This window comes from Metabacillus fastidiosus NBRC 101226 (assembly GCF_001591625.1).
GTDB classification, from domain to species: domain Bacteria; phylum Bacillota; class Bacilli; order Bacillales; family Bacillaceae; genus Metabacillus; species Metabacillus fastidiosus.
The window spans coordinates 21,947-47,534 of the sequence record NZ_BCVG01000014.1; the positions used below are offsets into that span (position 1 = coordinate 21,947).

The window sequence follows — 25,588 nt, forward strand, 5'->3', positions numbered from 1 at the left end:
GACTCCCCCTTTGGAATAGTTGCTCACAGGAAACGGTCTTTCAGAAGCAATTTACATATTCCTGCAGCGTCTTATTAACCATTTCTTGCAAAGAAAAATCTCTCTCCACTTTTTGCCGGGCTTCCTCTATCATTTGCCGTTTCTTTTCTTCATCAGATTTGATCATTAAGATTTTTTCGCAAAAAGCATCTACACAATGATTAGAAATAAGGAATCCTGTTTTATTGTCAATCACTACCTCTCCTATTCCCCCTCTATCAATGGAAATGATAGGTGTTCCAACAGCCATCCCCTCTAATATCGACATTGGAAATACTTCCCGATGAGATGTGAAGAGTAAAATGTCCATCGCCTTTATAAACTTCTCAGGATTCTGGACAGCTCCTAATAATTTCACATTACCGGCCATTTTCAGTGCATCAATTTTATTTTGAATATTATTCCGCTCCGGTCCTTCACCGGCTATATAAAACGATAAATCGGGGACACCTCTTAGTTCATAAGCAATATCAAGGAACAATTCATGATTTTTTTCCTCTGACAATCTCGCCAGTATACCTATTTTCGTTATTTCAGCCGTTTCTTTGTTATGAAACGTGAATTGTTGCATATCCACTCCATTGTAAACAGTCATAATTTTGGCAGGATTTACGCCCAGTGAAACGAGGCTTTCTCTTCCGAAATTACTAACTGCTATTATCCGGTCAACGTGATTATTCAGTAATTTTATAAACAAAGACTCATATTTTTCTTCCAACATTGTTACATTGTGCTTCGTATAAATAATCTTAAATTCCATGCCCGTAATTTTCTGTAAAAGCACAGAGTACAGCACCATCCTGAGACTGTTTGCGTGGATTAAGCTAATTTTATTAGCAATTACTACTTTCCTTATTTTGAGCACATTACCCAAATGATTTTTTCTCATCATCGGGATAAATTTATTTTCATTTTTTATTTTTGAAAATAACTCTCCCGGCCCTGCCGCCGTATAAAATGTCAGATCCGGATGCTGAAGTTCATTTTCCAGTTTACAGAAATAATTTTCCGCTCCGCCTGTAATCAATTTATCTGTTAGAAGCAGCACATTCATTTATGCACCTTCCCTTCTCTTTTAGGCTGTTTATAAAGGTATGTCGCTAGAACAGCGAGGTATAAAAAGAAGATGTCATTAATAATGACTGTGAGCATAGACATTTGCACAATAAATCCGATAAACGTTAAGAGTAAATACTGATGATGTTTATGAATATTGCTTCGGAGAATTTCAAAAATAACTAAAAAGATAAAAAGACAAAATAAGAAAATCCCCACAAGTCCCGACTCTGATAAAATATCAAGAAACGTATTATGGACAGTTAACCGGTCTCCATAATGAAACTCATTATATTCGAAAAAATTAAAAGCACCCATTCCGAGAATAAAATTTGAAGAAAAAGCTTCCCATGAACGTCCCCATAATTCGAACCGTCCACTCCCACCATCATTTAAAAAGTCATTAGCCCTGGATGATAAAATATGAAAAATATCAAACTTCAGCTTGTTAATAACGAAATATCCAATAATAGAAAGCGATCCGATTAATCCTGCCGCAAGCTTCATTTGCCTTATAGGATTATTCATCAGCATGTACATGACGAGAAGGAAAAGAATGACGAGTAAGCCTCCTCGGGAAAATGTTAAGAGATTAGTAATAAGGCAAAGTACTAGGCCAATCTGATTTTTCAATGAATGACGATTGCAAAGATAATAAGCAAAAAAGAGTGTATTATAGAATACATAGAAATTAGGATCTTGCAGCAGTCCGATCAAACGAGGGTAATCCCGATCGATTAATACACCGAATTCGGTTATTCTGTCTCCTGTAAACACAAAGCCAAGACTTTTAAGTCCGGTAAAATAAAGAACAATGCTCACTATATTGAAGATAATTCCTGCATTTGAGAGTAGTTTTTCAATAATCGGAATAGTGGAATGTACTAAAATGGATTTCATTATAAAGTAGCATGTAATGTAGAGAATAATACCGAATATAATCCGGATGCTTGATTGAGGATATAGTGAAAAAGCACCAGTGTAACTGTACAATAAATAAAATAGGAGCATGACGATTTCAAAGAGTTGCAATTTCGGAAAGCAGAAAGAGTAAATATGAATAATAAAAAAAGCGAATAATAAAATCATATACGGCTTCAAAGCAAAACCGATATAAATATTATATTTATTGCCCAAAGTTATAAATATAAAGAGGATGAATAATAGATATTCATATTTTGGTGTTTTAGCAGCGAGACTAGAGTCCATCTTCAGCCTCCTTCGCTTTCCTTACTCTCCACTTTTGATAGTATTTGCTTGATCTTACATAATTTTTTATTTTCCCGCTTACCTCTTTATCAATGATTATGAGTGTGATTAATAAAAGAAAATGTAATGATACGGCAAGGAAAGATAGAGAATAGAAAAAATAATCGATACATAAAAGGGAGACTGTAAAAAACAGTAGATATGGTCCTGCAGCTTTTTTAAAAATTTTCCATCGGTTCGGGATAAACATTATAAATCCAAGGAATGTAATACATTCAATAAAAATCCCGGCATAGGCAGCACCTGTTATCCCAAATCTTGCGCTCATGGTAAAATAAAGAATAATACCGCTTATAACAGCAATGCACTGAACGACTGTTCGATGCGTTTGCATCGCCCTTGTCGTTAATCCATCAGCGAGTGCGATATTAAATGCCTGAAGAGTGAGCAAAATCGACAATATTTTTAAAAGCTCTGAAGCTCGTATCCATTCCTCGCCAAATAGTATTGTTATAATCGTTTCTGACATATAATAGAAAGGTATTGTCATTGCCATACCGACGAGAGACATAATTTTTATTAAACTGATGTTTAACTGAAGATGGTCTTCTAATTGATTGTTGTTATAATACCGGAACAGTACCGGGCAATACGCACCAGCAACGATAAAAGGAATTTGCTGTAATGCCTGGGGTATACGGTATGCTACAGCGAAAAATCCAACCTCTTTAAAAGTCAATGTTTTTTCCAGTACGAGAGGTCCTAAATGCGGGAGTATAACAAACAGCAAACCGCCGATCGCAAAAGAACTTAACTTTTCCAATAACCCCCGATGAAATCTTCCTTTTAATGTAAGACTAATATTCCTTCTTACTAGATAAAGACCGATCAGCCCCGACAGAAAATACGAGAAGCCATATAAAAAGCAAACGACAAAGGGATTTAACGAAAAGAGCATTCCTGCTAATATATTGAGTACGAGCAGAACGGCGGAAACCATTCTGATCATCCCGCAATACTGCATTTTTTCAATCAGCTGAAAAAAAGTAGTGCCGATACTTTGCAAAGCGAGTCCAGTAACCATTGGGATACTTAAATAATAAGCGGTTCTCATTAATTCTTGATCATCGGAATGCAGTAAATGAAGAAGTATAAAACCAAAGAGAAATGTCCCTGTAAGCAATACTGCCCTCACCTTTATGTACGAGGACATAATAATGGAAACATCCGCTTCTCTTTTTGACCCTTCCCTCAATACAATTTCACTTAATCCAGCATCAGTGAAGTAACCCATAATCATTACCGAAGCGAGTGCTACACTGAACATCCCGTAATGATGCGATTGCAGATAATAAGCCAGACATATGAGTGCTGCTGCATTCAATGCACTGGACAGAGCTGTGCTGTAAAATAAATGAACAATATTTTTCGCAATGGAATTCCTGACTGTTTTTTGCATGAACAAGCCACCTTAATCTTCTTAACCAGTCTGGTAAATGACTCCTAAAATCCGCTTTTCCGCTCTCTCTAAGAATTGTTTTGTTAGGAGCGTATCTTCTTTTTTTGTGTCATTCTCCCGCAGTACTAAAATAACGCCATTACACTCGTCTGCGAGAATTTGAGAATGAGAGGCTGAAAGAAATGCAGGAGCTTCTATAATAATGACATCATATACCCATCCCCATTGGCTCATCGCATGTTTAATTTTGCTTGACTGCCATACTTCGAGCGGATTTACGAAAGGTGATCCTGCCGGTAAAAGGAATAGTCCCGGTATAAATGTTTCCCTTGCATGCAGTTGAACTTCCTCATTATGAACAATAACGTTCGCAAGCCCGGTTTTATTTTCAATATCAAACCATCTGTGCAGTGACGGTCTCCTTAAATTCGCATCCACTAATAGAACCCTTTTTTTCTGTTCAGCGAAAGATATTGCCAATTTCGCTGAAATTAAAGACTTCTGTTCCTCAATGTTAGGAGATGTGACCATCAGTAAGGTCGGGTAGTCACTAAGTGTATTTTCAATGTTTGTCCTAATCATTCTAATCTGTTCCGTACTTACATAATCATCAGTGAGTTTTATTTTCCTAAGCATCCGCTTTTCTTTCCTTCTATTTTTAGGCACCCATTTCACCCCTGTTTTTCTCTCTAATAACTTCTTTCTCCCATTGGCTGTCTCTTTTCTTTGCTTTTAAGTTAATATAGCCAAGAATCGGCAAACTGAGCATATTGTCCACTTCTTTTGGATTTTTTATCGAATCATCCAAATGCTCTCTAACCATGGCTAAGCTGATACTTATAAATAAACCAACAGTAAGACCAATTGCCATATTGAGGAGCGGGCTGTCAATTCTTTTTGGGGAGACTTCTCCTTCAATATCATTCAATACTTGAATACTTCCTACTTTTAATGATTGGTTTAATTTCTTTACGGATGTAACTGCGATACTGTGAGCAAGCTCCTTTGTCAAATCAGGATCACTGTCCCGGATGACAATATTAATAATCTGCGAATTATTATTATTTTTAATCGCTATATTTTCCTCCAGCTTATCCCCCTTTATGTTAAATTCTTTCTTTACTGAGTTAAGAACAATCGGACTCGTTATAAAGTCGATTGAGGATGCGAGAAGCATATTAATTCGCTGTACCTCTTCATATCCTCCCTCTTCTTTTTTCGTATTATCAACGAGAATATATTCTGTTGCTTCATAAGTGGGCTTTATAATATATATTGTTGCGAACACTGTAACAACAAATATGCAAGCAGTCGTCAAAATAATAAGGAGCATTCTCTTTTTCAATATTGAAAGAAACCTTTTTAAATCGATTCGATCTTCCATTTAACCCTCCTATAGCAACTGTTTAGATTTTGTACAGCTGAACAATTGAAAACTACATTTTGACTGCTTATATTTGCTGAACAGCGGAACTGGAAGCCCGTTTATTTCTCTATCCTTTGATACAATTAAATGCTCCCCTAAAGGTCACCCGTATGAAGACGGATAGGCTGTTTCTCTCCAATATTCTTCTTAATAATGCATAAACTGATATATCCATCTGATAATACACTTTATTCGGGTCTTCCCTCCTATTCTTTTATGTAAGGCTTAACTCATGTTTTCATTGTATGTCCACAAGCCTCGAATATTCCTTCTCCATACACTGTTTTTTTGCAGAGATTCCTCAAAGAAGACAGCCACTTTTAATTTTTTCGATATATTTCTCGATATATACAATTGTATGTTTAATATTAGCCCCTTAAGGTTAATGTATTGATAGAAGAAATTCTCAATGAACAATGGAAAGGGTGGAATATATTATGCATGAAAATCAAGATTTACACCAAAGTGGACAAGAAGTATCAGAATCGGGTAAATATGTTTGTGCGGCGGGGGAATTAACAGAACTTCAAAAAGGGGACCACTTCCCGGATTGTCCAGAAAGTCAGGGACTAACTACATGGAGACATGTTGACCATGAGCACCTGACGGGGAATAAAGTAGAAGAAACCGGAAGTTATGTAAATGAAGTCGGTACCCAAGTTAACTTAAAAGAAGGAGACATTTTCCCCGAGTCTCCAAAAAATAATAAACCGACTGCTTGGAGACATATCGAAAATAATCAAAGCTCATAAACATCTATATAATAGACATGTTATCGCTTAATACGGGACATTGAGAGCCTTGCCACATGAAAATGTGTAGCAAGGCTCTCATTTTTCACTATAAACGAAACGTCTTTCTTATATCTGAGATCCGTTTCTACATATTCAGAATAAGATTATTAGATTCAATATGTATCTGTTCCCAAAATGTTAGCTATCTCGCTATATCCAAGCCGTTTAGCCGTTTCAATAGGAGTTTCCCTTAATTTCTCATTATTCGGCCTGCTGTATAATGTCGCTCTGGCATGTAAGTCAGGATCATACTTGATTAATATTTTTACAACTTCGATAAAGCCTCTTTCACATGCAAGATGTAATGGCGTTTTTTGTCCAGCCCGATACTATTAATATTCGCTCCTCTTTCCAGAAGCAGCTCTGCCATTTCCGACTGATTACGGTCGCAGGCAAGAGCAAGCGCACTTCTTTTATAATTTTCCAGTAACTCCATATCAATCCCGTTCTCTATTAGAGCAGTAACCCCTTCAAGATTATTACTCTCTACCGCGTAGTGCAGGGCTGAATATTTCATACTCGTAACAGCATTTATATTGATTACCCGGTCTAATACATATTCTACTATTTCCTTATTACCGGATTGACTTATCAAATGAAGCGGAGTTACTTTTCTAGCCATTACTTCATTTACGTCTTCTCCTTTGCTAATCAAATATTTTACTGTTTCAGCGTCTCCTTTACTGCAGGCGAGAGCAAAAGGGGTATCCCCCTGATATTTAATCTTAAGATCTGCTCCAGCTCCAACTAATAATTTTACAATTTCAGCATCCCCATCTAGACAAGCAATATGGAGCGGAGTCTTTCTATTAGGATCTTTTTTATTTAATTTCGACTGTTTAATATTTATTAACTGCTCCTTTATTGCACTAATATCTTTCTTATAACAGGCATAATTTAAAGTTTTCTTAAATTTCTCTGCTTTGATAGCACTTTGCAGCAGTGATTTATCAAAATCAGAAGCAGGTTCAATATTGTAATGAGCATATTCAAGCCAGCGTAAAGCTGAACTACATTCTAATGTAGGATTTAAATCATCATAAAAATCAATTTCATAAGAACTGTCCTTTTTGACAGCTAAGACAAAAGCTGTCCATTCTGCTTCATCACTGTCACGCACTCCTTGAATGTTATCCATAACTTTGTCAGATGGAAGTTCTAATGAACCAAGCTCCACAGCTCTAGAAAATTCATAATAAAAATAATCATATGTAGTGACAACACCATTACAAAATGCAAATAACAGCGACTTATCCGCATTTTTCGGTATATTTTCCAATATAATCTGAACAAGTGATTGTAAATATCGATTTTCCACGTGCTGTTCCTCCGTCTATATATTTTATGAATACTTCATCTTTATCATATTTTGACATACAATACAGTTTATCGAATGTGCCAAAATATATAAAAATACAAATAAAAGAGGGAACTTAAAATCCCCTCTACTCTCTTTCATATACTATGCTACTTATCAAATTCCATTTTCCAGCTAAAATAATCGTTATCCGCATTTTTCTCGTATTTTAATTTCGCATCAAACTTATTCCCTTTTTTACTCGTTAAACCTTTTACCGGTGCAACCCCGTTTTTCAATAAAGATTTTACCATTGTCTTAGTCGGCTTTTTCTTCATCGTTGCTAAGAATTTATCATTTTTCCAAATGACAAATTTACATCCGCTTTTCCAATTACTGCAGCCAAAACCTTTTTGTCCTTCGATGACCCCATGACCGCATACAGGACATTTCCCTAAAACTTCATTCGTTTTCTTTTCACGGGAAACTTCATGAATAACGATATCTTCTTCCTCTTTGATCGTATGGACTGCTTTCGTCGTAAAGTTGAAAATGAAGTGAAGAAATTTCTCACGGCTGAATGTTTGTTTCTCAATATCTGACAGGGCTTTCTCCAGTCTTCCGGTAAACTGTAAATCAAATAATTCTTTTACCGGAAAAGTTTCTACGAGCTTTCTTCCTAGTTCCGTACAAACGAGATTTTTATTTTCCATTTGAATATAACCGACATCTTTTAATTTTTTAATCGTTTCCGCTCTCGTTGCAGGTGTCCCGATGCTGTAGCCGGCTAACACTTCTGTGAGCATTTCCTCACTCTCTTCTTCCCCCCGGGATTTCCCGCACGTTTCCATTACTCTAAGCAATGTCTTCTCCGTATGCTGCTTCGGTGGTTTCGTCACATGGGAAGTGAGTTTATGATCGATAACTGAGACCGTATCATTCACATTTACAAATGGTAGAAGAACATCTTTTGATTCTATTTTCTCTACTTTTTTCCATCCTTCTACGAGCTGTACCTTCCCTTTTGAAAGGAAAATTCCTTTAATCACCGGGTCATTCACTTTCGTTGTAATTTTCGTCTCCTCATGTTCAGCAATCGGCATAAACTGCATAATAAAGCGGTTTTTAATTGCGGTATAAACGATTTCTTCATCTTTCGTTAACGATTTAGGAATTAAATAAGTCGGTGTAATCGCACTGTGACTTTCCACTTTTGCATTGTCAAAAAGCCGCTTCGTCTTCATAAATTTAATCTCATTTTCATATGGCAAACCTTTTTTCAAAGTTTCCAGCACTTTTGACACTTTGCCAACGAGACTTTCTTCTAAAACGACACTAGCGGTACGCGGGTACGTAATGTATTTTTTCTCGTAAAGCGACTGAGCGACTTTCAGCACTTTATCTGATGTCCATCCTCTGTACTTACTAGTTACATAACCTTGTAAATTGGAAAGGTTAAATAAATATGGTGGATATTCTTTTTTCTTTGCCACTTGTTTATCTATAACTGTTGCTGTTTTATTCGCTAAAGCTTTTTCGATTTCCTCAAGCATTTCTTTCTTTTTAAATTTATCTTCCCCGTCTTCAGAATATATTCCTTCATATTCTTTTTCATCCTTTGTCTTAAATACAGCAGCAAGCTTAAAATAATCTTCCGGTACAAAGTTTTCAATTTCTTTATCACGATCATAAATAATTTTCAATGTTGGGAGAAGCACCCTTCCAATATTCAACGCCTGCCCGGACCCTTTTTGATATTTCAATGTCGCAACAGATGTTAAATTAATTCCGATCACCCAATCCGCCCACTGCCTGCCGATTCCCGCATCTTGAAGCGGTCTCATCTCTGTGTTCGGCTTCATATTTTGCAGCCCTCTCAACACCTCATCAGCTGTCCATTCATTTAATAGAAGGCGGTACACCTGCTTATTTGTTTTTAGCTGATAAATAATCGTATCACCGATAATCTGTCCTTCCCGGTCATAATCACAGGCGGAAATAATCGCTTCAACATCGGGTCGCTTTATTAAACCGTAAATAATTTTCAGCTGTTTTTTCGCTCCCAAATCTTCCTTATCCCGGTTACGGGGATCACTTTTCACTTTATAGCGGAAGCTCTCCGGAATAAACGGGAAATTTTCCATCTTCCATTTCGTCATCTTCCCGTCATAATCTTTCGCATCATAGAGCTGTAATAAATGGCCGAAAGCCCATGTAATATAATAGCCGTTCCCTTCAAAATAACCATCCTGCCGATTTTTTATTTTGAGGGCATCTGCGATATTTTTTGCGACAGACGGTTTTTCCGTTATGATTAATTTCATTTTATGATCACCCTATATGTAATATTTCCAACTCAAATTTACTAGTGTTATCATTTTATCATATACAAGTATAAATGGACTAAAGGGTGCTCTATAGATATTTATGATAGCATTAGTAGTTTGGAGAAGTTTAGATTAACAAGGATTATCTATAATGATTATAGAATTAATAGAATATGAAAATATTTAGGGGGACAATTGATGATTAATAAAATTGGTCAAATTATGTTGTATGTGAATAACCAAGATGAAGCAGTGAATTTTTGGACAGAAAAAGTAGGATTTAGCGTAATTTCTGAAGAAAATAACGGTCAAGGAATGAGATGGATTGAAATCGCTCCAACAGGGGAGACAGAAACAAGCATCATTCTGCACAATAAAGAATTCGTTGCTAAAATGTCACCTGGATTAAATCTCGGTACACCTTCTTTAATGTTTTTTTCGGAAAATCTCGATGATTTATACAGCAATTTATCAAATAAAAATATCAAAGTCGGAGAAATTGTAAATATGCCTTCTGGCAGAGTATTTAACTTTGCAGATAACGAAGAAAATTACTTTGCTGTTATGGAAAAGAAATAAATTTCCAATAAATATTATTGTCGGCTGACCGAACTAGTCAGCCGTCTTTTTAATTATCGGGAGACATTTTCCCAATAAATCTATTTCTAATAGGTCCCTTCAAAGTATTTGAAGAGACAATGTACCTAATTGACAAAAACAACATTTCACACGGAATTTTATATTTGCCTCTGAATAAGGGCTTTTTGAGTTGTTTATAATGTTTTTGTTTAGGAGATAGTTACTATCACGTAGTGAGTGAAAAGAGGATTTATAAAGATCTATAGAAAGTAAATTAACTAATGATCCCTCTTAAAAGTTTGTTTAAACCTGGCTTAGAAATTCTTGTAAGCTGCTGCGTAAGCATCAAAAAGGTCAAATGCAGCTGGCTTATTTTTTTTATTTTTGTTTGTTAATTTTACTACCTTGTCATTTTTTTTAAAGAAAAAGATTGTTCTTAACATGAAGATTCCTCCTGGATGTTTGTTTAATTTGTGTATAAACTTCTGTTATTTAGAGTCTTTATTATCATTAATTTTAGCTATTTTGACAAAGTCCGAATTCAGTTATGAAAACGAAAACAAATGAAATGAAAGCCATTATCATCATAAGTTTTCTTATAAATTCTCCCTTTTTCTCTATTTTTCATAGCAAGTTAATCTTCTTTCTAATGAGCATAAAGCACATTTTATCGGCAATAAAAAAAGAGATCTTTTATTTAAGATCTTTTTAAAAATTCAATTAACTGTAACTTTAAATAAACCTTTAATCGAAATAATGCTATATCAAAAAAAAATCAGACAGCTGCTCATGCTGCCTGATTTTTCATCAGTTAATATAGGACATATCATTTTCATTATATTGAACTGTATAACCGCCGCCAATATCAAGTTTATCTCCATCAATTCCATACACAGGGTAATTAGCTCCCTTTTTAAGTGTACTGTAAGGAGTTCCATCTGGACTGTACATAGTAATATCTGCTGAGAGCTCAAGACGGCCCAAGTGATAAACCGGATTATCTGACTTTTCTACATAATAACCTCCGCCTACCTGATAAACATTTTCATCGTAATCATAGACCATAAGTGCTTCACCTGGTGTAACGATCCGGAAAATAGTCCCGTCAGGCTTATACATAACGGTTTTAGAATCTTTAATAAGAATTCTCCCTATGTACATACTCATTTTACCGCTGCTCGCTTCTACAAGATATCCTTCACCAACATCGTAGCTATTACCTGTAACTCCATAAACTCCGAATTTTTCACCCTTTTTAATCGTTCTATACTCTGACCCATCCGGGGCAAACATCGGAACATTGGATTTTATTGTAAGTTTAGCAACAGGAAGCTTGTGATTAACCGGTAACTCTACATGTGGAATAGTAAGAGTCGTTTCTGCTATATTAGAATCGTACATATTAGAATGATATTGGAGAATCTTCTCTCCATATCCTCTTCCAGGTACCGCCCATCTTCCATTCAAGTCTGTCCATAGAGGTGCAATTCCGCGTTTCACAAAATGAAACCTTGGATCTGCAAGCTCAGTATTCAATGGTTCCTTGCTGGCATATGCCTTTAAATGCTGAATCTGTGCGCGAACTCCTTCTTCAGGTGTTGCAAAAAAAGCACCTTTCACTCCTCCGCCAGTCGTTCCGATTCCTGAATAGTTATTTTGTTCAGGTATAACATCTCCACCATATCTAAAAAAACCAGTCTCATGGATCGCTTGAGCAAATGCAATATCACCACGGACTCCTTCTATTCTTCCAATTTCAAGGTATAGTTCAGCAAGCTGATAGATTGATATATCTGTAAGTTTCGGGTCTGATTCATTCTGAAGAACATAATCGCCCATTTGCTTTGCCGTCAGGTCAGAAGATCCCATGATCGTCGGGGATTCTGCCTTAGCAGGAGAACTTGGAAGTAAAAAAAGCAAAACGATCCCAAGAATTAAGGGATAAGGACGGATGCCTTTTAACATAGTAATCTAACTCCTTTTTCCATTTTGTAAACAACATGTCATATTATAGCAAATAATAGATAAATAGATACCTATTTATCGTAAAATATCAAAAAAAATTGTAATTGATATATAAAAGTGAGTTCATTCAGAATGAGATGTTTATGATCTGGAAGGGCCAAGGATTGTGCTTTACTACTTATCTTTATATAGATTTTGGATAAAGTTTGAGCAAAAATACTTCTCAAACACGTACATATGAACAAAATAAAAAAGAATCTATTTTGAAAAGCTTAATCAAAATAGATTCTTTCTTTCGTTTAATATAAATATAAATGACGGGAATTAATTAAAATGCTGCTTCTTTACTAACCTTTAAATTCATCCCCTTACCTCCTTTCCTTTTTAATAGACTCACTGTGATTTAACTTTTTTAAAAGCGTTAATTCTATTTTTAATTAAGTAAAAATAAAATTATGCTAGAATAATAGACGCTGTTCTCTCTATCATATGTTCTCTTTATTTTTTGGATGTATGCTTCTTAATTACTGGAAGTATTTCTGTTGCAATCAGCTCAATATTTTTCGCAATTTTATCGAATGGTACACCACCAAAGTCAATTTGTGCCATGAATCTCTGCTGACCGTATAGTTCATATTGATAGATCATTTTTTCAATAATTTGCTGTGGACTGCCTATCATTAATGCATCTCGATAGTCAGTTGCTTGTTCAAATTGCTGTTTTGGATAGCCGCCACCTCTTAAAGCCTGCATGCCTGAATTCGCATGTGGATAATATTCACTAACTGCATCCTGTGAATTTTCTGCCGTGTAAAATAAACTTGTTGTAGCAATTGGTAATGCTGTTGGATCAAAACCATTTTGCTCTGCTGCCTGACGATAAGCGTCTACAGATACCTTAAAGCTGCTCGCTGGTCCTCCAAGTGTCGTGAGCATCATTGGCACACCTGCATGTCCTGCTTTAATAGCACTTGCTGGTGGACCACCTACAGCACGCCAAATGGGCATATGGCCATGGAGAGGCTGTGGAAGAATATACGCATTTTCCAATGGTGCACGGAACTCCCCTTCCCATGTTACCCTTTCTTCGGTATTTAACTTCATTAGAAGCTCCATCTTCTCTTCAAATAATTCTTCATAATAACGGACATCATATCCAAGTAAGCTATACGCTCCAACACGTGAGCCACGCCCAGCAACAATTTCAGCTCGACCTTTTGAAATTAAATCAAGTGTTGCAAAATCTTCATACACACGAACGGGGTCTGACGTACTTAACACCGTTGCCGAGCTGGCAATTTTAATATTTTTTGTTGCTTGTGCAATAGCGCCTAAAATAACTGTATGCGCTTGTGTTGTAAAATGCGTTTGATGACTTTCCCCCACAGCAAATACATCTAGTCCCGCCTCATCTGCCAGCTTACTTGCCTCAATTAACTCATGAATACGTTGTTCGGCACTAATACGACTTCCTGTTAATGGGTTTAGTAAATGATCACCAATCGAATATAAACCGAATTCAATCCCTTTATTTTTATCAATACGATATTGCTCCATTTCTATACTCTCCTTTTTAATCGATAGGCTTTAAATTCGCTTCAATTTCTGCACGTTTTTCTTCTAAAAATGGTGGTAAATCTAATTTTCCACCTAAAGCTTCTACTGTTGAATCTGCTGTAAACCCAGGTCCATCTGTCGCAATCTCAAATAAAATGCCATTCGATTCACGAAAATATAAGCTTTGGAAGTAAAAACGGTCAACAATACCTGATGACTGGAAGCCACGCTCTTTCACTACTTCATCCCAATAACGTAACTCTTCCTCATTTTTCACACGAATCGCCAAATGATGAATACTTCCTCGACCCGGTTTTTCACTTGGTCCCTCCTGCTGCTTCACTACAATTTCACCGAATGCCTGCCCTGCAATAGACTGGTAAATGGCTTCATTTTCTGAACGAACCAATTCTACATAACCAAACATGTCCTTTAAAGTTCTAGCCGTTCGTTCCAAATAGCGCACTGTTATTTCCACAGCCCCCATGCCTAAAATGCGATGCTCTTGCTCCACTAAAGAATCTTCCCAAGCTGACCAATATTCTGGTATCTCTTCGCCATTATTATTTAGTAAAATAAGACGCAATCCTTCCACATCCTCAAATGGAAGTGCTGCTCGTCCTGCATACGTTGTAATTTCTCCGTGCTTAACATCAAATGTTTCAAATCGCTTTTTCCAATACTCTAAACTTTCAAATGATGGTACAAGTAAGCCAATTTGAGTAATGGCATTTGTCCCACGAACTGTTCTTCCAACGATCGGCATTTCAAAAAATGATAGCTCTGTACCTGCGCTTCCCGTTAAATCTCCGTAAAATAAGTGATACATAGAAGGATCATCTTGATTCACAGTCTTTTTAACCCGTCTCAAACCTAACACTTTTTGATAAAATTGATTATTTATTTGAGCATTTTTTGTAATCATCGAAATATGGTGATGTCCAGGAATTTTATACATAGTGATTTCTCCTTTTTAAACTTGATTAGTCAAGTGATAATGTAAAAAAATTACTCAGGCGGTAATTCTTTTTTTTGGCTATTTTTATGAACACGTGTCATCAACATGTATAATGTTTTCATTTCTTCCTCATTTAATACATCGTCAAAAAATGACGATTGAAACGCAAGCTGAGCTGGCATCGCCTCTTCTAAAATCACTTCACCCTTCTTAGTAAGGCTAATCGTTTTCGTTTTCCAATCTTGCTTGCGCACAATATAGTTTTCTTTCTCAAGTCGTGCAAGCATACGGGAAATACCACCTTGCGTGACTGTTACTTTTTCAGCTAACTCAATTTGAGTGAGTGGCTGATATACATGAATTTGCATGAGGACATCAAATTGTGCTGTTGTTAAATCAAAACGCTTTAAAAAATCATTTGACATCTGGTTACTATGGTTCGTAAAACGCATTAAACGTAACCATATTAAAGACCCCATCGTATTATTGCGCATTCCATTTCCTCCCCAATCACTAACCTCAACATCACTTTACCAGTCAATTGAAAATAAATCAAGTTAAAAATCTCGAATTCAAGATTTTATTTTTTAACAATACTTTCCCTTTAATGAAACAATAAATAAACTTCTATCTTAAGGACAGCATTCCATTACTATTGCTTTAAATTGAAACAGCAATCATGAATTTTTCTTCTTTATAATTATTAAATCTCGTGTGTAACATATTTAATTTCTTTCCCATTCTAACAAGAAAGGTCCCTATCCTGCTAAAAGATAACAAAACCTGTTTCAGATAAATATCTAAAACAGGTTTGAATACGACTCTTTCTTATAAACATAGTTATTAACATTAGATTTTTATGTATGAAAATTAATTAAACTAAATATTATTATTCTATTTAGTTAGCATAAATACTGGTTAAAACAGGATACTTCCTGAAGAAAAATGATTTTATTACTCATTGCTTTCATAAATCCTCGAACTGCTTCCCCAAGGATGATATCCGTCACCGATATAGGTAAATCCATATTTTTCGTAGTATCCAATGTGATCCGTACAAAGGAAAACTTTATTAAACCCTGCTTTTTCAGCATCAGCTTTAGCACGTAAAAGCAGCTCTTTCCCTAAAGACTTACCGCGATAATTCTCTTCAATATAAAGAGCACATATCCAAGGCCATAAATCCATCCGGCTAATAAAGTCATTACTTATAAGACCGGCACAACCGATAATCTCACCCGCTTCCTCCATTAAGTACCAAATAGGAAGCGGACTATCAGTCGTGACACTATGGATAATACAATTCTCGTATACTTTCATACTATTCTCATTTGCCCATATGCTCTGAATATATTTAATTGCTTTTTCCTTATACTCTGGCTGTTCTCTAACACTAATAATTCGCATAATAAATTTCCTTCCGTTTTAAAAGTTTATTTTAAATTGATACATAATCCTGACGTCATGAATCTATTCCTCTTAAAATCAAATTTTTCAAGAAGTTGTTTTCACTTTATTGATCATATTTTTTCGAAATCACTTAATTATTTTTGCTATTCTTTTACCTGGTTTTCTTGTGTAATTGTATATTTCCCCAATCAAATTGTACTTAATTTCTTTACTCCTCTCATCTCGCCCTTCCTCTTCTAAACTTCACTCAACTAATATAAAATTCTATAAAAAGCGACATATCCCTTTCTCAATTAATCTTTGGTTAACATAATGGATCTTATAAATATTAAAGAGGAAAGAAGAATTATAATAACGTTTGATTATTAAAATTGAATAATCTATAGGAGAATGAGTAATTAAACACCTCGGATTTGCATAAAGTTAAGGGTATGAAAATTTATGAAGGGAGGTAATATTTTGCAATCTCAAAATTTTCATGCTGAAGAAGCCGATTTTTCACAAGACGAATATAATTCAGCTGAAAGACAGCCACTATACTATCCAAGACCACCATATCACCATTATCCATATTATCCATACTACCCGCCTTATTATCACTATCCTCATTATCCATATTATCCACCTTACTATCATCCTTATCCTCATTATCCTGGTTATGGATATGGTGGAGGATACGGCTACTAATATTAAAAGTACTTAGATTAGAAAAAGAATGTCAGGTTGTTGAAAAAAGACAACCTGATTATTTTATTTAACACGTGAATTTTTTGAAAGCTTATGAAAATTTTAAATGAATCATGTATTCAATAAAGATGATAAGAAATAAATTCATATTAATACGTTATATAAAGTCAGGTAACATAATGAACATTTTAAACAGAAAAAAAGATCTTTTAAATTAAAGATCTTTTTTAATTATTTACTGAGTTAAATTACCCGTTAGCTGAAAAAATTTGTTGTCTGCTATTCTTGAGTGTCTTCGTCACTTTTGTATTCTAAAATATCTCCGGGCTGACATTCTAAAGCCTTACAAATCGCTTCTAAAGTTGATAATCGAATCGCTTTTGCCTTTCCATTCTTCAATATAGAAAGATTTGCCATCGTAATTCCAACTCTCTCCGAAAGTTCTGTTACACTCATTTTCCTTTTAGCCAACATCACATCAATATTGATTATAATCGTCATCTTATTCACCTCAGACTATTAAGTCATTTTCTGACTTTATATCGATGGCTTCTTGTAAAAGCTTTTGGAGAACAGCAGCAAAGACTGCTATAACCATTGAAGCAAAAATCAGGACCATTCCGATTATTATGATACCTGGAGCATCGTCTGCCTCCGCCACAAGATAGAAAAGCGGCAATCCGAGAACAAAGATGCTGCTGATTGTAATTGCACATTTTTTAATATTGTTTAAAGCCTTTACAGATAGTTCCGAGAATGCACTGTTCTTATCGATATAGCTTAAAAGTTTAAAAGCTTGATACAGTGCAAAGTAAAATGGTATCGCCGCTGCATAAAAATCGATGAAAACAAGATACTTTATATAAGCAATCTCTGGATACAACTCTGCTGCAAACTTCGCTATCTCCGGTACCAAAAAGATGCACAAAGCAAGAATTGGGATTCCAATAAGAATAACAGCTATTTTTAAAAACAATGTTGTTCCACGTTTCATAAGTTTCATAAAAAGCACCTCTCTTAATTATTGTTAAATCAATCTTAACATATTTTTATCGTTTTACAATAAAAAAATATTGTTTTTTATTATATTATTATTGTTAAATAAATATCCTTTTAATTTTAAAGAAAAATAAAAAGCATCCCTCATTACAAAGAAATGCTCTATAACTTTAAACTATTCAATTTATAACTCGTTCAACTAACCGCTTACTTCAGTTCGAGATAAACTAAGAAAGTGGGTTAACTCCTTCTCTTGGGTCAACATCTTGATCAGCTCAATATAACTATCATGAAGCTATCCAATTCTTTAAAAAATATTCCAATATTTTTATTATTCTTAACTTCTATGCAATCGAATAGATAACAACTATCTTGATAATTCTCTACCCTTTTGAGAAAACAGCCCATGTAAAAAGAAAGATCTGCAAAGCGGATTTAAAGTATTTCTAATCGCCCATTCTCAAAAGAAATCTGTCGTGTATAACTGTCCTTTGGAAATATAAACGTCCAAGGCATACTCACTTGGGATGAGATAACAAGTGCAGGTAAAGTGAATGCCTTATCTGCAATGACATCTCCCTGAATACTGTAAACTAATCTTGCTTTATTAAAAATAAGCGAATGGTCCGTAAAGTTATGGACCAGTACAGATACGAGCAGGTCCTCTTGATGGTTGATTGCTTCTCGAATAGGATAGCAAAGAATATCAGCACTGTTTAGATATTTTGTTTCACTAAAGATTCTTTCTATATTTTGTCGGTCCTGAGCAGATAATGCTTTGTCCCAAGACGCTTCAAATTGTAATTGCTGCATAACTAAAACCACCTCTTGAAGGCTAAGTTTAACATAAGCGAAAGAAAGACTGGATTAAACTAATCTGCCTCGTTACTTCAATAAGAGATTAAAAGTCCCCTAGATAATTAATTTATATCACTCTAGTTATCATACTTTACATTTTACACATTAAACTCGTTCATCGGTCAAAAGTTACGATTTTAGAATCCTAAATCTCTTACACTAAAGAGGATATAAGAATAAGAAGTGAAATATCTATTCAGAAAATATTAGATTACCTTAAAAAGTGGAACCCTAATGACCTAAAAACATATCTATTAATAATTCTTTGAATCGCATCTTTTCTCTGTAGTAAGTCACTTATAGAATTTAGATGTAAGAAAGAAGAAATCATATGCCACATAAAATCATTTTAACTAACAAAGCAGCAAATCCATATTGGTAAAAAAATACTTGTATTGTTAGATTTTCATTATTACTTTATAATTCTCTAGAAAAAATAAAACTGTGAAGAAAAGGTGAACAACATGAAAAAACTAGGAGTACTTTTACTTTCATTCTCATTATTAATTGGTTTATTTCCGCAGTTAACACTAGCTGCTCCAAACACGAAGTTTGAACAAGAACTTACCCAATATTTAAAAGAGATCAGCAAGGTAAGAGGATTTGAAGTAACAAAACAAGATATAGAAGCATCCCTTGCTGCTTACGATGAAACTATTGAAAACTTTACATCTGTTAAAGAGATTCGTAATTTCTTAGATGAAGTCATTAAAAGTGATTTAAGTAACCTTAATTATATTTATGAAGAATATGAATTGAATAAGGAAAGTCTTGATCAATTATTAGAAGAACATGGAGAAAGTGTTAATGATTATATTTTCCTTGATGATCTCGATTCAGCTGTTTCTTTCTATATAGAAGACAAGCCTTTTGAACGTGATCCAAACTTTGACCAAGATTTTGTAGATTATTTAGCCGAAGTAAGCAAGATTAGAGGATTTGAAGTAAAAAAGGAAGATATAGAAGCAGTCCTTGCTATTTATGAGACTAATACTGAAGAATTTGAAACAGTTGAAGATTTAAAAGACTTCTTAGGTGAAGTTATTAAAGCTGACTTAAGCAATTTAGATTATTTTAAAGAATCTTATGGAATGGATCAGTCAGCTGTATTCGAACTGTTAAAGGAAAACGGGAAAAATATTAATGATTATGTGTATATGGATGAATTGGAAGAAATGATTTGGTCTTCAGGAGTGTTCCCTGGACTGGATGAAGAAATAGCTGATGAACTCCTTGCTATTTTTCAACAAGAAATTGATCTGACGGACGAGGAGCTTGAGCGCCTCATGGAGCATTTCATGTCATTAGAGGAAGAACTCTCTAACCCTGCAACAATTGAAAGACTTGAAACATTAGGTAACCGTATGATGGCTTTCGAGGACTTTGATATGGCTGCTGAGCTTACAGCAGAACAAGTTGGCGAGTTAGCATCTATCTACGAAGAATTACTTTCTATTTTCAAATTAAAAGCATCTTATAGTCTTGTTAAAGAAGGATCGGAAACACCGATATCATTAATGGACTTAATGAACTTAACAGAACTTAAAGGGGCTAACTTGAAAGTAAAATTATATAATACTGACGGGGAATTTTTAGCTGACTTCATTATAACAGGTGAAATGGTCGATTCGGAAACTGTTGTGGACACAGGAAAACAAATTAAAGACTCTGCAGACAATATAACAAAAACAGTTGAACGACCATCAACAGCTAAATCAGAAAAACAAAAAAATCTTATCCAGAAAAAATCGGAACAAAAAACTGTAAAAGGTGCGAAACTTCCAAAGACTGCTTCTGATTATATTCCGAATGCCCTATTGGGACTTTTCATTTTACTTGCCGGGATTTTCATGTATCGAAAAGTAAGGAATGCATAAAGTGAAATTATTAAAAATGAACAGAAAAAAAGGAGTTATTTTTCTTTCGTTAGCGATCATCATGATTTTATTCGGGTTATGGTTTTCTACCACAAATGTATATAAGTTTGCAAAAGGATATTTTGCATACAATACTCAGCCAGAGAATAGCCAAGTAGAAGAAAAGACAAAATCAACAAAAAAAGAAATAAAAGAAGACAAAGAGTTATACCCTACCCGTCCTAAAATCGGTGAAGAAATAGGTGAACTGTATATTCCAAAGTTAAAGGCAACACTTCCTATCTATCATGGAACGGATGAGGATGAATTGGAAAAGGGAGTTGGACATTTCGCTGAAAGTGTACTACCAGGTGAGAAGGACAACTCCGTCCTTTCGGGTCATCGAGATACTGTATTTCGAAAACTCGGTGAGGTAGGCGAAGGAGACTCGTTAATCGTTCGAACGTCAGCAGGAGAATTTAAATACAAAGTGAACAAAGTCCGAATTGTTGATGAAGATGACCGAACCGTTATTGTTCCAAAGCCAAGAGCAACACTAACTGTTAGTACATGCTATCCCTTTGAATATATTGGGTCAGCACCTGAACGGTATATACTCGTTGCCTACTTGGCTTCAAAAACATTAAATTGATTAAAAGGTTTGAACAAAGTATTATTCATTGATAAACAGTAAGAACCTATAACGAACAAGTGTTAAATGACAATATATCTGATTTATTGTTTATGCAGGATTTTCTACATTGTTGATAAATCAATATTTACATTAAAATACTCCTGATATTGTTTAAAAAGTAGGGGTTATGCAAACTCTTACTCCAATTCATTAAGCAGAGCGCATTTCTTTCTTCAGAAATGCGCCCTTTTTAATTAAATAAGACAGATTTTACACTTGGAAAAGACTACCCCAAACTCATCTCATATTCAAAATTTCAATATAAAATATCCGTTTTAAGTTTTGAAATGGCCTTGTTTTTTCCGGCCCCTATAAAAGAAATCCTCCTGATACATCCAAAATTTGTCCCGTTATCCAACGACTATCAGAGGAAGCAAGGAATGCTACTGCATCTGCAATATCTTCCACCTTCCCCAACCGCTTGAACACAGAAGAGTCAGTAGCAAAATTTCGTATTTCTGGATCATCCAGCAACTTAGCATTGATATCCGTCTGCGTATATCCCGGCATAATCGTATTAACTGTTATACCTCTTTCTCCAAGATGTTTAGCTAAAGGAAGAGTCATAGTGTTAAGTGCCCCTTTACTTAAACCATATGCAATTGATCCAGTTAAACCAATTCGTACTTCAGCTGATGAAATGTTAATAATACGAGCTTGTTCTCGTAGACGCGGTAATGCTTGCTGGATTAAGAAGAACGGTGCTTTAATATTGACAGCAATAATTTCATCAAAAGCTTCTTCTGTCGTATCTTCAATAGTTCCCTGTGTACCTATACCTGCATTGTTTACTAGAATATCAATTGCTGATGTACCAACTCTTAATTGCAGTTCATTATCTAATTGTTCTATTAGTTTTTTGACACCACTGATCGAATTGAGTTCAGCTTCAACTGTGAAGGCTTTTCCTCCATTAGATTCAATCTCTCTAATCGTTTGATCTGCTGCAGTTTTATTTCTACCAAAGTGAATGGCGACTAATGCACCATCTTGTGCCAACCTCTTTGCGATAGAACGACCTATTCCACGACTTGCTCCTGTTACTAACGCTACTTTCCCATCAAGATGCTTCATTTTTTTCATCCTTTTCGATTTGTTTATTCATCGTCATGTTTTATCGTATAGATGTATATTTATATTTTTATTTAAAATTTAGGATTTTTAAATACATATTTATAAATAAATTCCTTATTAAACTTATGATATTATAGGTATAAATCGTCATTTACTTTATAAAACAAAATAAGGAGGTTAGGTATGAAAAATACAGTAAAATTAGATGAAATAGATCATAAAATCATGAATTTGTTGTATGAAAACGCGAGAATCCCCGTTACAGAAATAGGACGGGTTATATCGATGACGCAGCCTGCTGTTAAAGAACGGATTAACAAGCTTGAAGAACAAGGGGTTATAGCTGCTTACAGGACGAGATTTGAGCCTTCCAAAATTAATAAAAACATTCAGGCATTCATTATGTTTAAAACAAGCCAATGTTCTGATTTTGTACAATTTTGTAAATCTGCTTCTGAAGTAACGGACTTATATCGGATTAGCGGGGAATTTAATTATTTGATGAAAGTAATGATCGATTCGATGGATTCTCTTGCTACTTTTTTAGATTCTTTAATGAAATTTGGATTATCGTCTCCTTTAATCGTTTTAAAGAACGAATTCGAAGAGAAGATATCGTTCTGATAAGAGATTACAAAAATCCTAAGGGTCAATCTCTAATGATAAACAAGTAAGTGTGGCTTTGAAATAAAGTTCGATCATTTATAAAAAGTCTGATCATTTATAATGAATTTCGATCAAAAATCCTGTATTGAAATGCGGGATTTTTTCTTGTTTCGCAATCGGGCGAGATTGTGGAATGACACTTTAAATTGAATGATGAAGGTGTAAAGAAATGTACTTAAGCTAACGACACAGTTTTATTTAGTAAGGATTTTCTCTTTATTTTAGCGAATTATTAATATTGAAAGTATTCTTAAAAATAAGAAGTTGATTTGTTTTGTATAATTTAACTGGAAAGGAAGAGAAATACGTTATGGATATTACACCACAAGAAGAATCCATGATTAAGGCTTTTCGTGAGACCAACTTACCTCCTTTATTTGTGCTCATACGAGTCAAAAATGATATTGCAAATGACATTGTTAAAGCATTAGAAAAATACATCGGCTCACTATGGGAGAACTATCATGAAGAGAAGAAATTATAAGCTAAAGAAAGCCCTTAGCGTTGAAAATTAAAGATAGAAAACAATCAAACTTTTTTTATAAAATCGAAACTTAAATCTGCTGCAAAAGATCTATTTTGATCAATCTTTTTTCAAAATAGTTTCTTTTTATTTATCGCATGATGCTGGTTTGTGAGATATTTTTGATCAAACTTTATTTTAAAGCAACAAACGTTGTTTAAAAAATAGAATAAAAGTCCGTCACCACTCCATTTTTTATTAATAAAAATATTTCGATATTTGGTTAGTTAAGAAAAGGGCAGGAAAATTATCAAAAGGGGATTTATATTTATGGCTGTTCACGAATTTGGCGTAATTAATGAAATCAATGATCAAAAAACCTACGAGGGTTACACTCCAGATGTACATAACTGTATTTCTGTTGATGATGATATTCTTGAAAATTTGCTTAAACCCTTATCGACAATGAAAACATATTTTCATTCGTTAAATCGTCCCGAATATGGTTTAGCATATTGTGGGATTACGATTATTCCACCTGAATCATTATCTCAATTCTTAGATGTGATTATATCTGCCAAAGATATGAAGCAATCTATTGATCTTAACGAATTAGCTAAAAAAATTATTCAAGCAAAAGAAGAGAATAAATATATGATTCACTTTGGCATTTAAATAGGGGCTATTATTAACAATTCTCCTTCCATAATTAAATAACTTTATTATTCCTAAAGACCATAGAATTGAAGTTTTTAAATATCTTTAATAACCATCTATAAAAGTAATTGATAGATGGTTATTGTATTTCTAAGAAAGTACATTGGCTTCGGTTTAACTTGAACTTTCACAAACTTATCGGTCTGTAATTTAATGCTTTTTCTACTATTTCTCTTGCAGTAAGTTCTTCCTCGTTCCAAAAGATTAAATCACTGGGAGCTGGATGAGGTACATTTTTTTCTAGAAGTTCAATCTTTTTATTTATTTCATGTTCCTCTAATTTTGGATTAACAATGTCTTCAACAAGTATTACTAATTGTTCTTTGCTTAATGTATCATTCAAATTGAACACTTCCCCCTCTCATTTTCATTCTTTTAAATAAGAATTAGAAGTTTTATATTATTGATCAACGCCTAAAATAAACCGATTTTTAACATTTATAAAGCTCACGGCTCCAGTTAAAATAATTTACTTCAGGCAGTAAAAAGAATCTCTAATTAGAGATCCTCTGTTTTTAATAATAATATTTTATTTTGATCAATTAGATCATTTTACAATCAATCCACTGAAAACCATTAAGAAATTAAGAGCTATATGCCATATTATAGATGGAATGATACTTTTAGATTTGACAGTAATAGCACCATAAAAGAAACCGCCGAATGAAAAAGCGATACAAACAGACCATGGAAAACCGAGTGAATAATGCTGCAAACCAAATCCTAAACTGGTAAGGATAATTGCCCATGTTTCACCTATTTGCTCTGAAAAACGACTCAGCAGAGCCCCTCTCCATACAAACTCTTCAAGAATGGCATTTGTAAACGAAAAAATCACAGCTATAATAAAAAACTCCTGTATAAATGACCATCCATTTGAAACTATAAACGGCAGCATTGCAATAATATTGATTATGAGTGCAATCGGCAGAAAAAACTTTAATTTTACATGATGAGCCCCTGATAAAATAAAAGGAAACTGAATGATGTTATCCCAATTTGGTTTCTTTAAATAATGGATAAATGAACTTTTATAAACCAACGATAATAACAATAATGGAATGAGAATTAAAACTAATGACAGTCTATCCAATAAAATATGTATTTCTCTCCAGTGAATGCCTTCAAGTAAATATGTAGTCACATATAAGTATGCATAAAAACCAAAGCCAAACAACCCACTCGTCATAATAAATAATCGACCTGATTGATCTGATCTTATGTATAGAAGTGCAGCAATAATACACCAAATACTTAAAAATAAATAATTATTCGTTTGAATCAAAATAAGCAAAGATATAAACAAACATGAATGAATAATATTTCTGAATAATAGCTGATTAATAATCCACCCTCCATTTGAATTTTATACATAATTGAGTCTTAAAATTTATCCAATGGCAAGATTACCATAAGTAAATATTACCATTTTTAATATATAAATAATATATTGAAATTTTTTAAGTTGAGTTAACATAAGCAACATTATAGGTACTAA

Annotated in this window: 26 protein-coding genes and 1 pseudogene; 8 read left to right on the forward strand and 19 right to left on the reverse strand. The window is 34.3% G+C overall.

Going from position 1 to position 25,588, the window contains the following annotated elements:
- Positions 1-40 precede the first annotated feature (40 nt).
- From BFA01S_RS05825 to BFA01S_RS05845, 5 genes are read right to left on the reverse strand one after another with little or no spacing between them, the layout of a single operon-like run.
- Positions 41-1,093, reverse strand: a complete 1,053-nt coding sequence (locus BFA01S_RS05825) for a glycosyltransferase family 4 protein (RefSeq protein ID WP_066226880.1) — start codon at positions 1,091-1,093, stop codon at positions 41-43.
- Positions 1,090-2,304: an O-antigen ligase family protein gene (locus BFA01S_RS05830; RefSeq protein ID WP_066226881.1), complete on the reverse strand. Its 1,215-nt coding sequence runs from the start codon at positions 2,302-2,304 to the stop codon at positions 1,090-1,092. Before BFA01S_RS05830 ends, BFA01S_RS05825 begins: the two co-directional genes overlap by 4 nt.
- On the reverse strand, positions 2,294-3,763 hold the full coding sequence (locus tag BFA01S_RS05835) for an oligosaccharide flippase family protein (protein WP_066226882.1): 1,470 nt from the start codon (positions 3,761-3,763) through the stop codon (positions 2,294-2,296). The genes BFA01S_RS05830 and BFA01S_RS05835 overlap by 11 nt, the downstream gene beginning before the upstream one ends.
- A gap of 21 nt (positions 3,764-3,784) precedes the next feature.
- Complete coding sequence (locus BFA01S_RS05840; RefSeq protein ID WP_066226885.1) at positions 3,785-4,429, reverse strand: CpsD/CapB family tyrosine-protein kinase; 645 nt, start codon at positions 4,427-4,429, stop codon at positions 3,785-3,787.
- A complete protein-coding gene (locus BFA01S_RS05845; protein WP_066226887.1) occupies positions 4,422-5,147 on the reverse strand; it encodes a YveK family protein in 726 nt (241 codons plus the stop codon). Before BFA01S_RS05845 ends, BFA01S_RS05840 begins: the two co-directional genes overlap by 8 nt.
- 479 nt (positions 5,148-5,626) lie before the next feature.
- Between BFA01S_RS05845 and BFA01S_RS05850 the strand changes: the two genes are divergently transcribed.
- Positions 5,627-5,941 (forward strand): hypothetical protein, encoded by a 315-nt coding sequence (locus BFA01S_RS05850; RefSeq protein WP_066226890.1) that lies wholly within the window; start codon positions 5,627-5,629, stop codon positions 5,939-5,941.
- A gap of 155 nt (positions 5,942-6,096) precedes the next feature.
- On the opposite strand, the pseudogene BFA01S_RS05855 reads toward BFA01S_RS05850, so the two are convergent.
- Positions 6,097-7,301: pseudogene (locus tag BFA01S_RS05855) on the reverse strand (ankyrin repeat domain-containing protein).
- A gap of 149 nt (positions 7,302-7,450) precedes the next feature.
- Entirely contained in the window at positions 7,451-9,604 is a 2,154-nt protein-coding gene (locus tag BFA01S_RS05860) for a type IA DNA topoisomerase (protein ID WP_066226893.1), read from the reverse strand.
- A gap of 201 nt (positions 9,605-9,805) precedes the next feature.
- On the opposite strand from BFA01S_RS05860, the gene BFA01S_RS05865 reads away from it, so the two are divergent.
- Positions 9,806-10,186, forward strand: coding sequence for a VOC family protein (locus BFA01S_RS05865; RefSeq protein ID WP_066226895.1), 381 nt, complete (start codon positions 9,806-9,808; stop codon positions 10,184-10,186).
- A gap of 314 nt (positions 10,187-10,500) precedes the next feature.
- Here BFA01S_RS05865 and BFA01S_RS23395 read toward each other — a convergent pair whose 3' ends face one another.
- From BFA01S_RS23395 to BFA01S_RS05890, 6 genes are all read right to left on the reverse strand, one after another.
- Positions 10,501-10,629, reverse strand: a complete 129-nt coding sequence (locus BFA01S_RS23395) for a hypothetical protein (protein ID WP_268874814.1) — start codon at positions 10,627-10,629, stop codon at positions 10,501-10,503.
- A 364-nt stretch (positions 10,630-10,993) separates the two neighbouring features.
- Entirely contained in the window at positions 10,994-12,151 is a 1,158-nt protein-coding gene (locus BFA01S_RS21765; protein ID WP_082799874.1) for a glucosaminidase domain-containing protein, read from the reverse strand.
- 498 nt (positions 12,152-12,649) lie between these two features.
- Positions 12,650-13,708, reverse strand: coding sequence for an LLM class flavin-dependent oxidoreductase (locus tag BFA01S_RS05875; RefSeq protein ID WP_066226898.1), 1,059 nt, complete (start codon positions 13,706-13,708; stop codon positions 12,650-12,652).
- A 16-nt stretch (positions 13,709-13,724) separates the two neighbouring features.
- Positions 13,725-14,666, reverse strand: a complete 942-nt coding sequence (locus BFA01S_RS05880) for a ring-cleaving dioxygenase (protein WP_066226901.1) — start codon at positions 14,664-14,666, stop codon at positions 13,725-13,727.
- 50 nt (positions 14,667-14,716) lie between these two features.
- The gene (locus tag BFA01S_RS05885) at positions 14,717-15,160 is read right to left on the reverse strand and encodes a MarR family winged helix-turn-helix transcriptional regulator (protein ID WP_066226903.1); all 444 of its coding nucleotides are present in this window, start codon (positions 15,158-15,160) and stop codon (positions 14,717-14,719) included.
- Between the two features lie 460 nt (positions 15,161-15,620).
- The gene (locus BFA01S_RS05890; RefSeq protein WP_066226905.1) at positions 15,621-16,073 is read right to left on the reverse strand and encodes a GNAT family N-acetyltransferase; all 453 of its coding nucleotides are present in this window, start codon (positions 16,071-16,073) and stop codon (positions 15,621-15,623) included.
- 462 nt (positions 16,074-16,535) lie between these two features.
- Here BFA01S_RS05890 and BFA01S_RS21770 point away from each other — a divergent pair, with 462 nt between their 5' ends.
- Positions 16,536-16,763 (forward strand): hypothetical protein, encoded by a 228-nt coding sequence (locus tag BFA01S_RS21770; RefSeq protein WP_082799875.1) that lies wholly within the window; start codon positions 16,536-16,538, stop codon positions 16,761-16,763.
- A 279-nt stretch (positions 16,764-17,042) separates the two neighbouring features.
- Here the strand turns inward: BFA01S_RS21770 and BFA01S_RS05895 are convergent, their stop codons facing one another.
- The 3 genes from BFA01S_RS05895 to BFA01S_RS05905 form a co-directional block, all read right to left on the reverse strand.
- Positions 17,043-17,264 (reverse strand): helix-turn-helix domain-containing protein, encoded by a 222-nt coding sequence (locus tag BFA01S_RS05895; protein ID WP_066226908.1) that lies wholly within the window; start codon positions 17,262-17,264, stop codon positions 17,043-17,045.
- Between the two features lie 10 nt (positions 17,265-17,274).
- On the reverse strand, positions 17,275-17,757 hold the full coding sequence (locus BFA01S_RS05900; RefSeq protein WP_066226975.1) for a DUF2975 domain-containing protein: 483 nt from the start codon (positions 17,755-17,757) through the stop codon (positions 17,275-17,277).
- A gap of 440 nt (positions 17,758-18,197) precedes the next feature.
- Positions 18,198-18,575, reverse strand: a complete 378-nt coding sequence (locus tag BFA01S_RS05905; RefSeq protein WP_066226913.1) for an SLAP domain-containing protein — start codon at positions 18,573-18,575, stop codon at positions 18,198-18,200.
- Between the two features lie 509 nt (positions 18,576-19,084).
- Between BFA01S_RS05905 and BFA01S_RS05910 the strand changes: the two genes are divergently transcribed.
- Entirely contained in the window at positions 19,085-20,497 is a 1,413-nt protein-coding gene (locus tag BFA01S_RS05910; RefSeq protein ID WP_066226916.1) for a processed acidic surface protein, read from the forward strand.
- Between the two features lie 16 nt (positions 20,498-20,513).
- On the forward strand, positions 20,514-21,128 hold the full coding sequence (locus tag BFA01S_RS05915; RefSeq protein WP_174521581.1) for a class D sortase: 615 nt from the start codon (positions 20,514-20,516) through the stop codon (positions 21,126-21,128).
- Between the two features lie 351 nt (positions 21,129-21,479).
- Here BFA01S_RS05915 and BFA01S_RS05920 read toward each other — a convergent pair whose 3' ends face one another.
- Entirely contained in the window at positions 21,480-22,244 is a 765-nt protein-coding gene (locus BFA01S_RS05920; protein WP_066226924.1) for an SDR family oxidoreductase, read from the reverse strand.
- Positions 22,245-22,427: 183 nt separating this feature from the next.
- On the opposite strand from BFA01S_RS05920, the gene BFA01S_RS05925 reads away from it, so the two are divergent.
- The 3 genes from BFA01S_RS05925 to BFA01S_RS05930 all read left to right on the forward strand — a co-directional run bounded on the left by BFA01S_RS05925 (position 22,428) and on the right by BFA01S_RS05930 (position 24,048).
- Complete coding sequence (locus BFA01S_RS05925) at positions 22,428-22,868, forward strand: Lrp/AsnC family transcriptional regulator (RefSeq protein ID WP_066226927.1); 441 nt, start codon at positions 22,428-22,430, stop codon at positions 22,866-22,868.
- A gap of 316 nt (positions 22,869-23,184) precedes the next feature.
- Positions 23,185-23,394, forward strand: a complete 210-nt coding sequence (locus BFA01S_RS22290; RefSeq protein ID WP_156483545.1) for a hypothetical protein — start codon at positions 23,185-23,187, stop codon at positions 23,392-23,394.
- A 309-nt stretch (positions 23,395-23,703) separates the two neighbouring features.
- Complete coding sequence (locus BFA01S_RS05930) at positions 23,704-24,048, forward strand: short-chain dehydrogenase (RefSeq protein WP_066226930.1); 345 nt, start codon at positions 23,704-23,706, stop codon at positions 24,046-24,048.
- 169 nt (positions 24,049-24,217) lie between these two features.
- Here the strand turns inward: BFA01S_RS05930 and BFA01S_RS05935 are convergent, their stop codons facing one another.
- Together BFA01S_RS05935 and BFA01S_RS05940 are read right to left on the reverse strand one after the other, a co-directional pair.
- Positions 24,218-24,433 (reverse strand): bacteriocin immunity protein, encoded by a 216-nt coding sequence (locus tag BFA01S_RS05935; RefSeq protein WP_066226933.1) that lies wholly within the window; start codon positions 24,431-24,433, stop codon positions 24,218-24,220.
- A 204-nt stretch (positions 24,434-24,637) separates the two neighbouring features.
- Entirely contained in the window at positions 24,638-25,384 is a 747-nt protein-coding gene (locus BFA01S_RS05940) for a CPBP family intramembrane glutamic endopeptidase (protein ID WP_218011631.1), read from the reverse strand.
- Positions 25,385-25,588 lie beyond the last annotated feature (204 nt).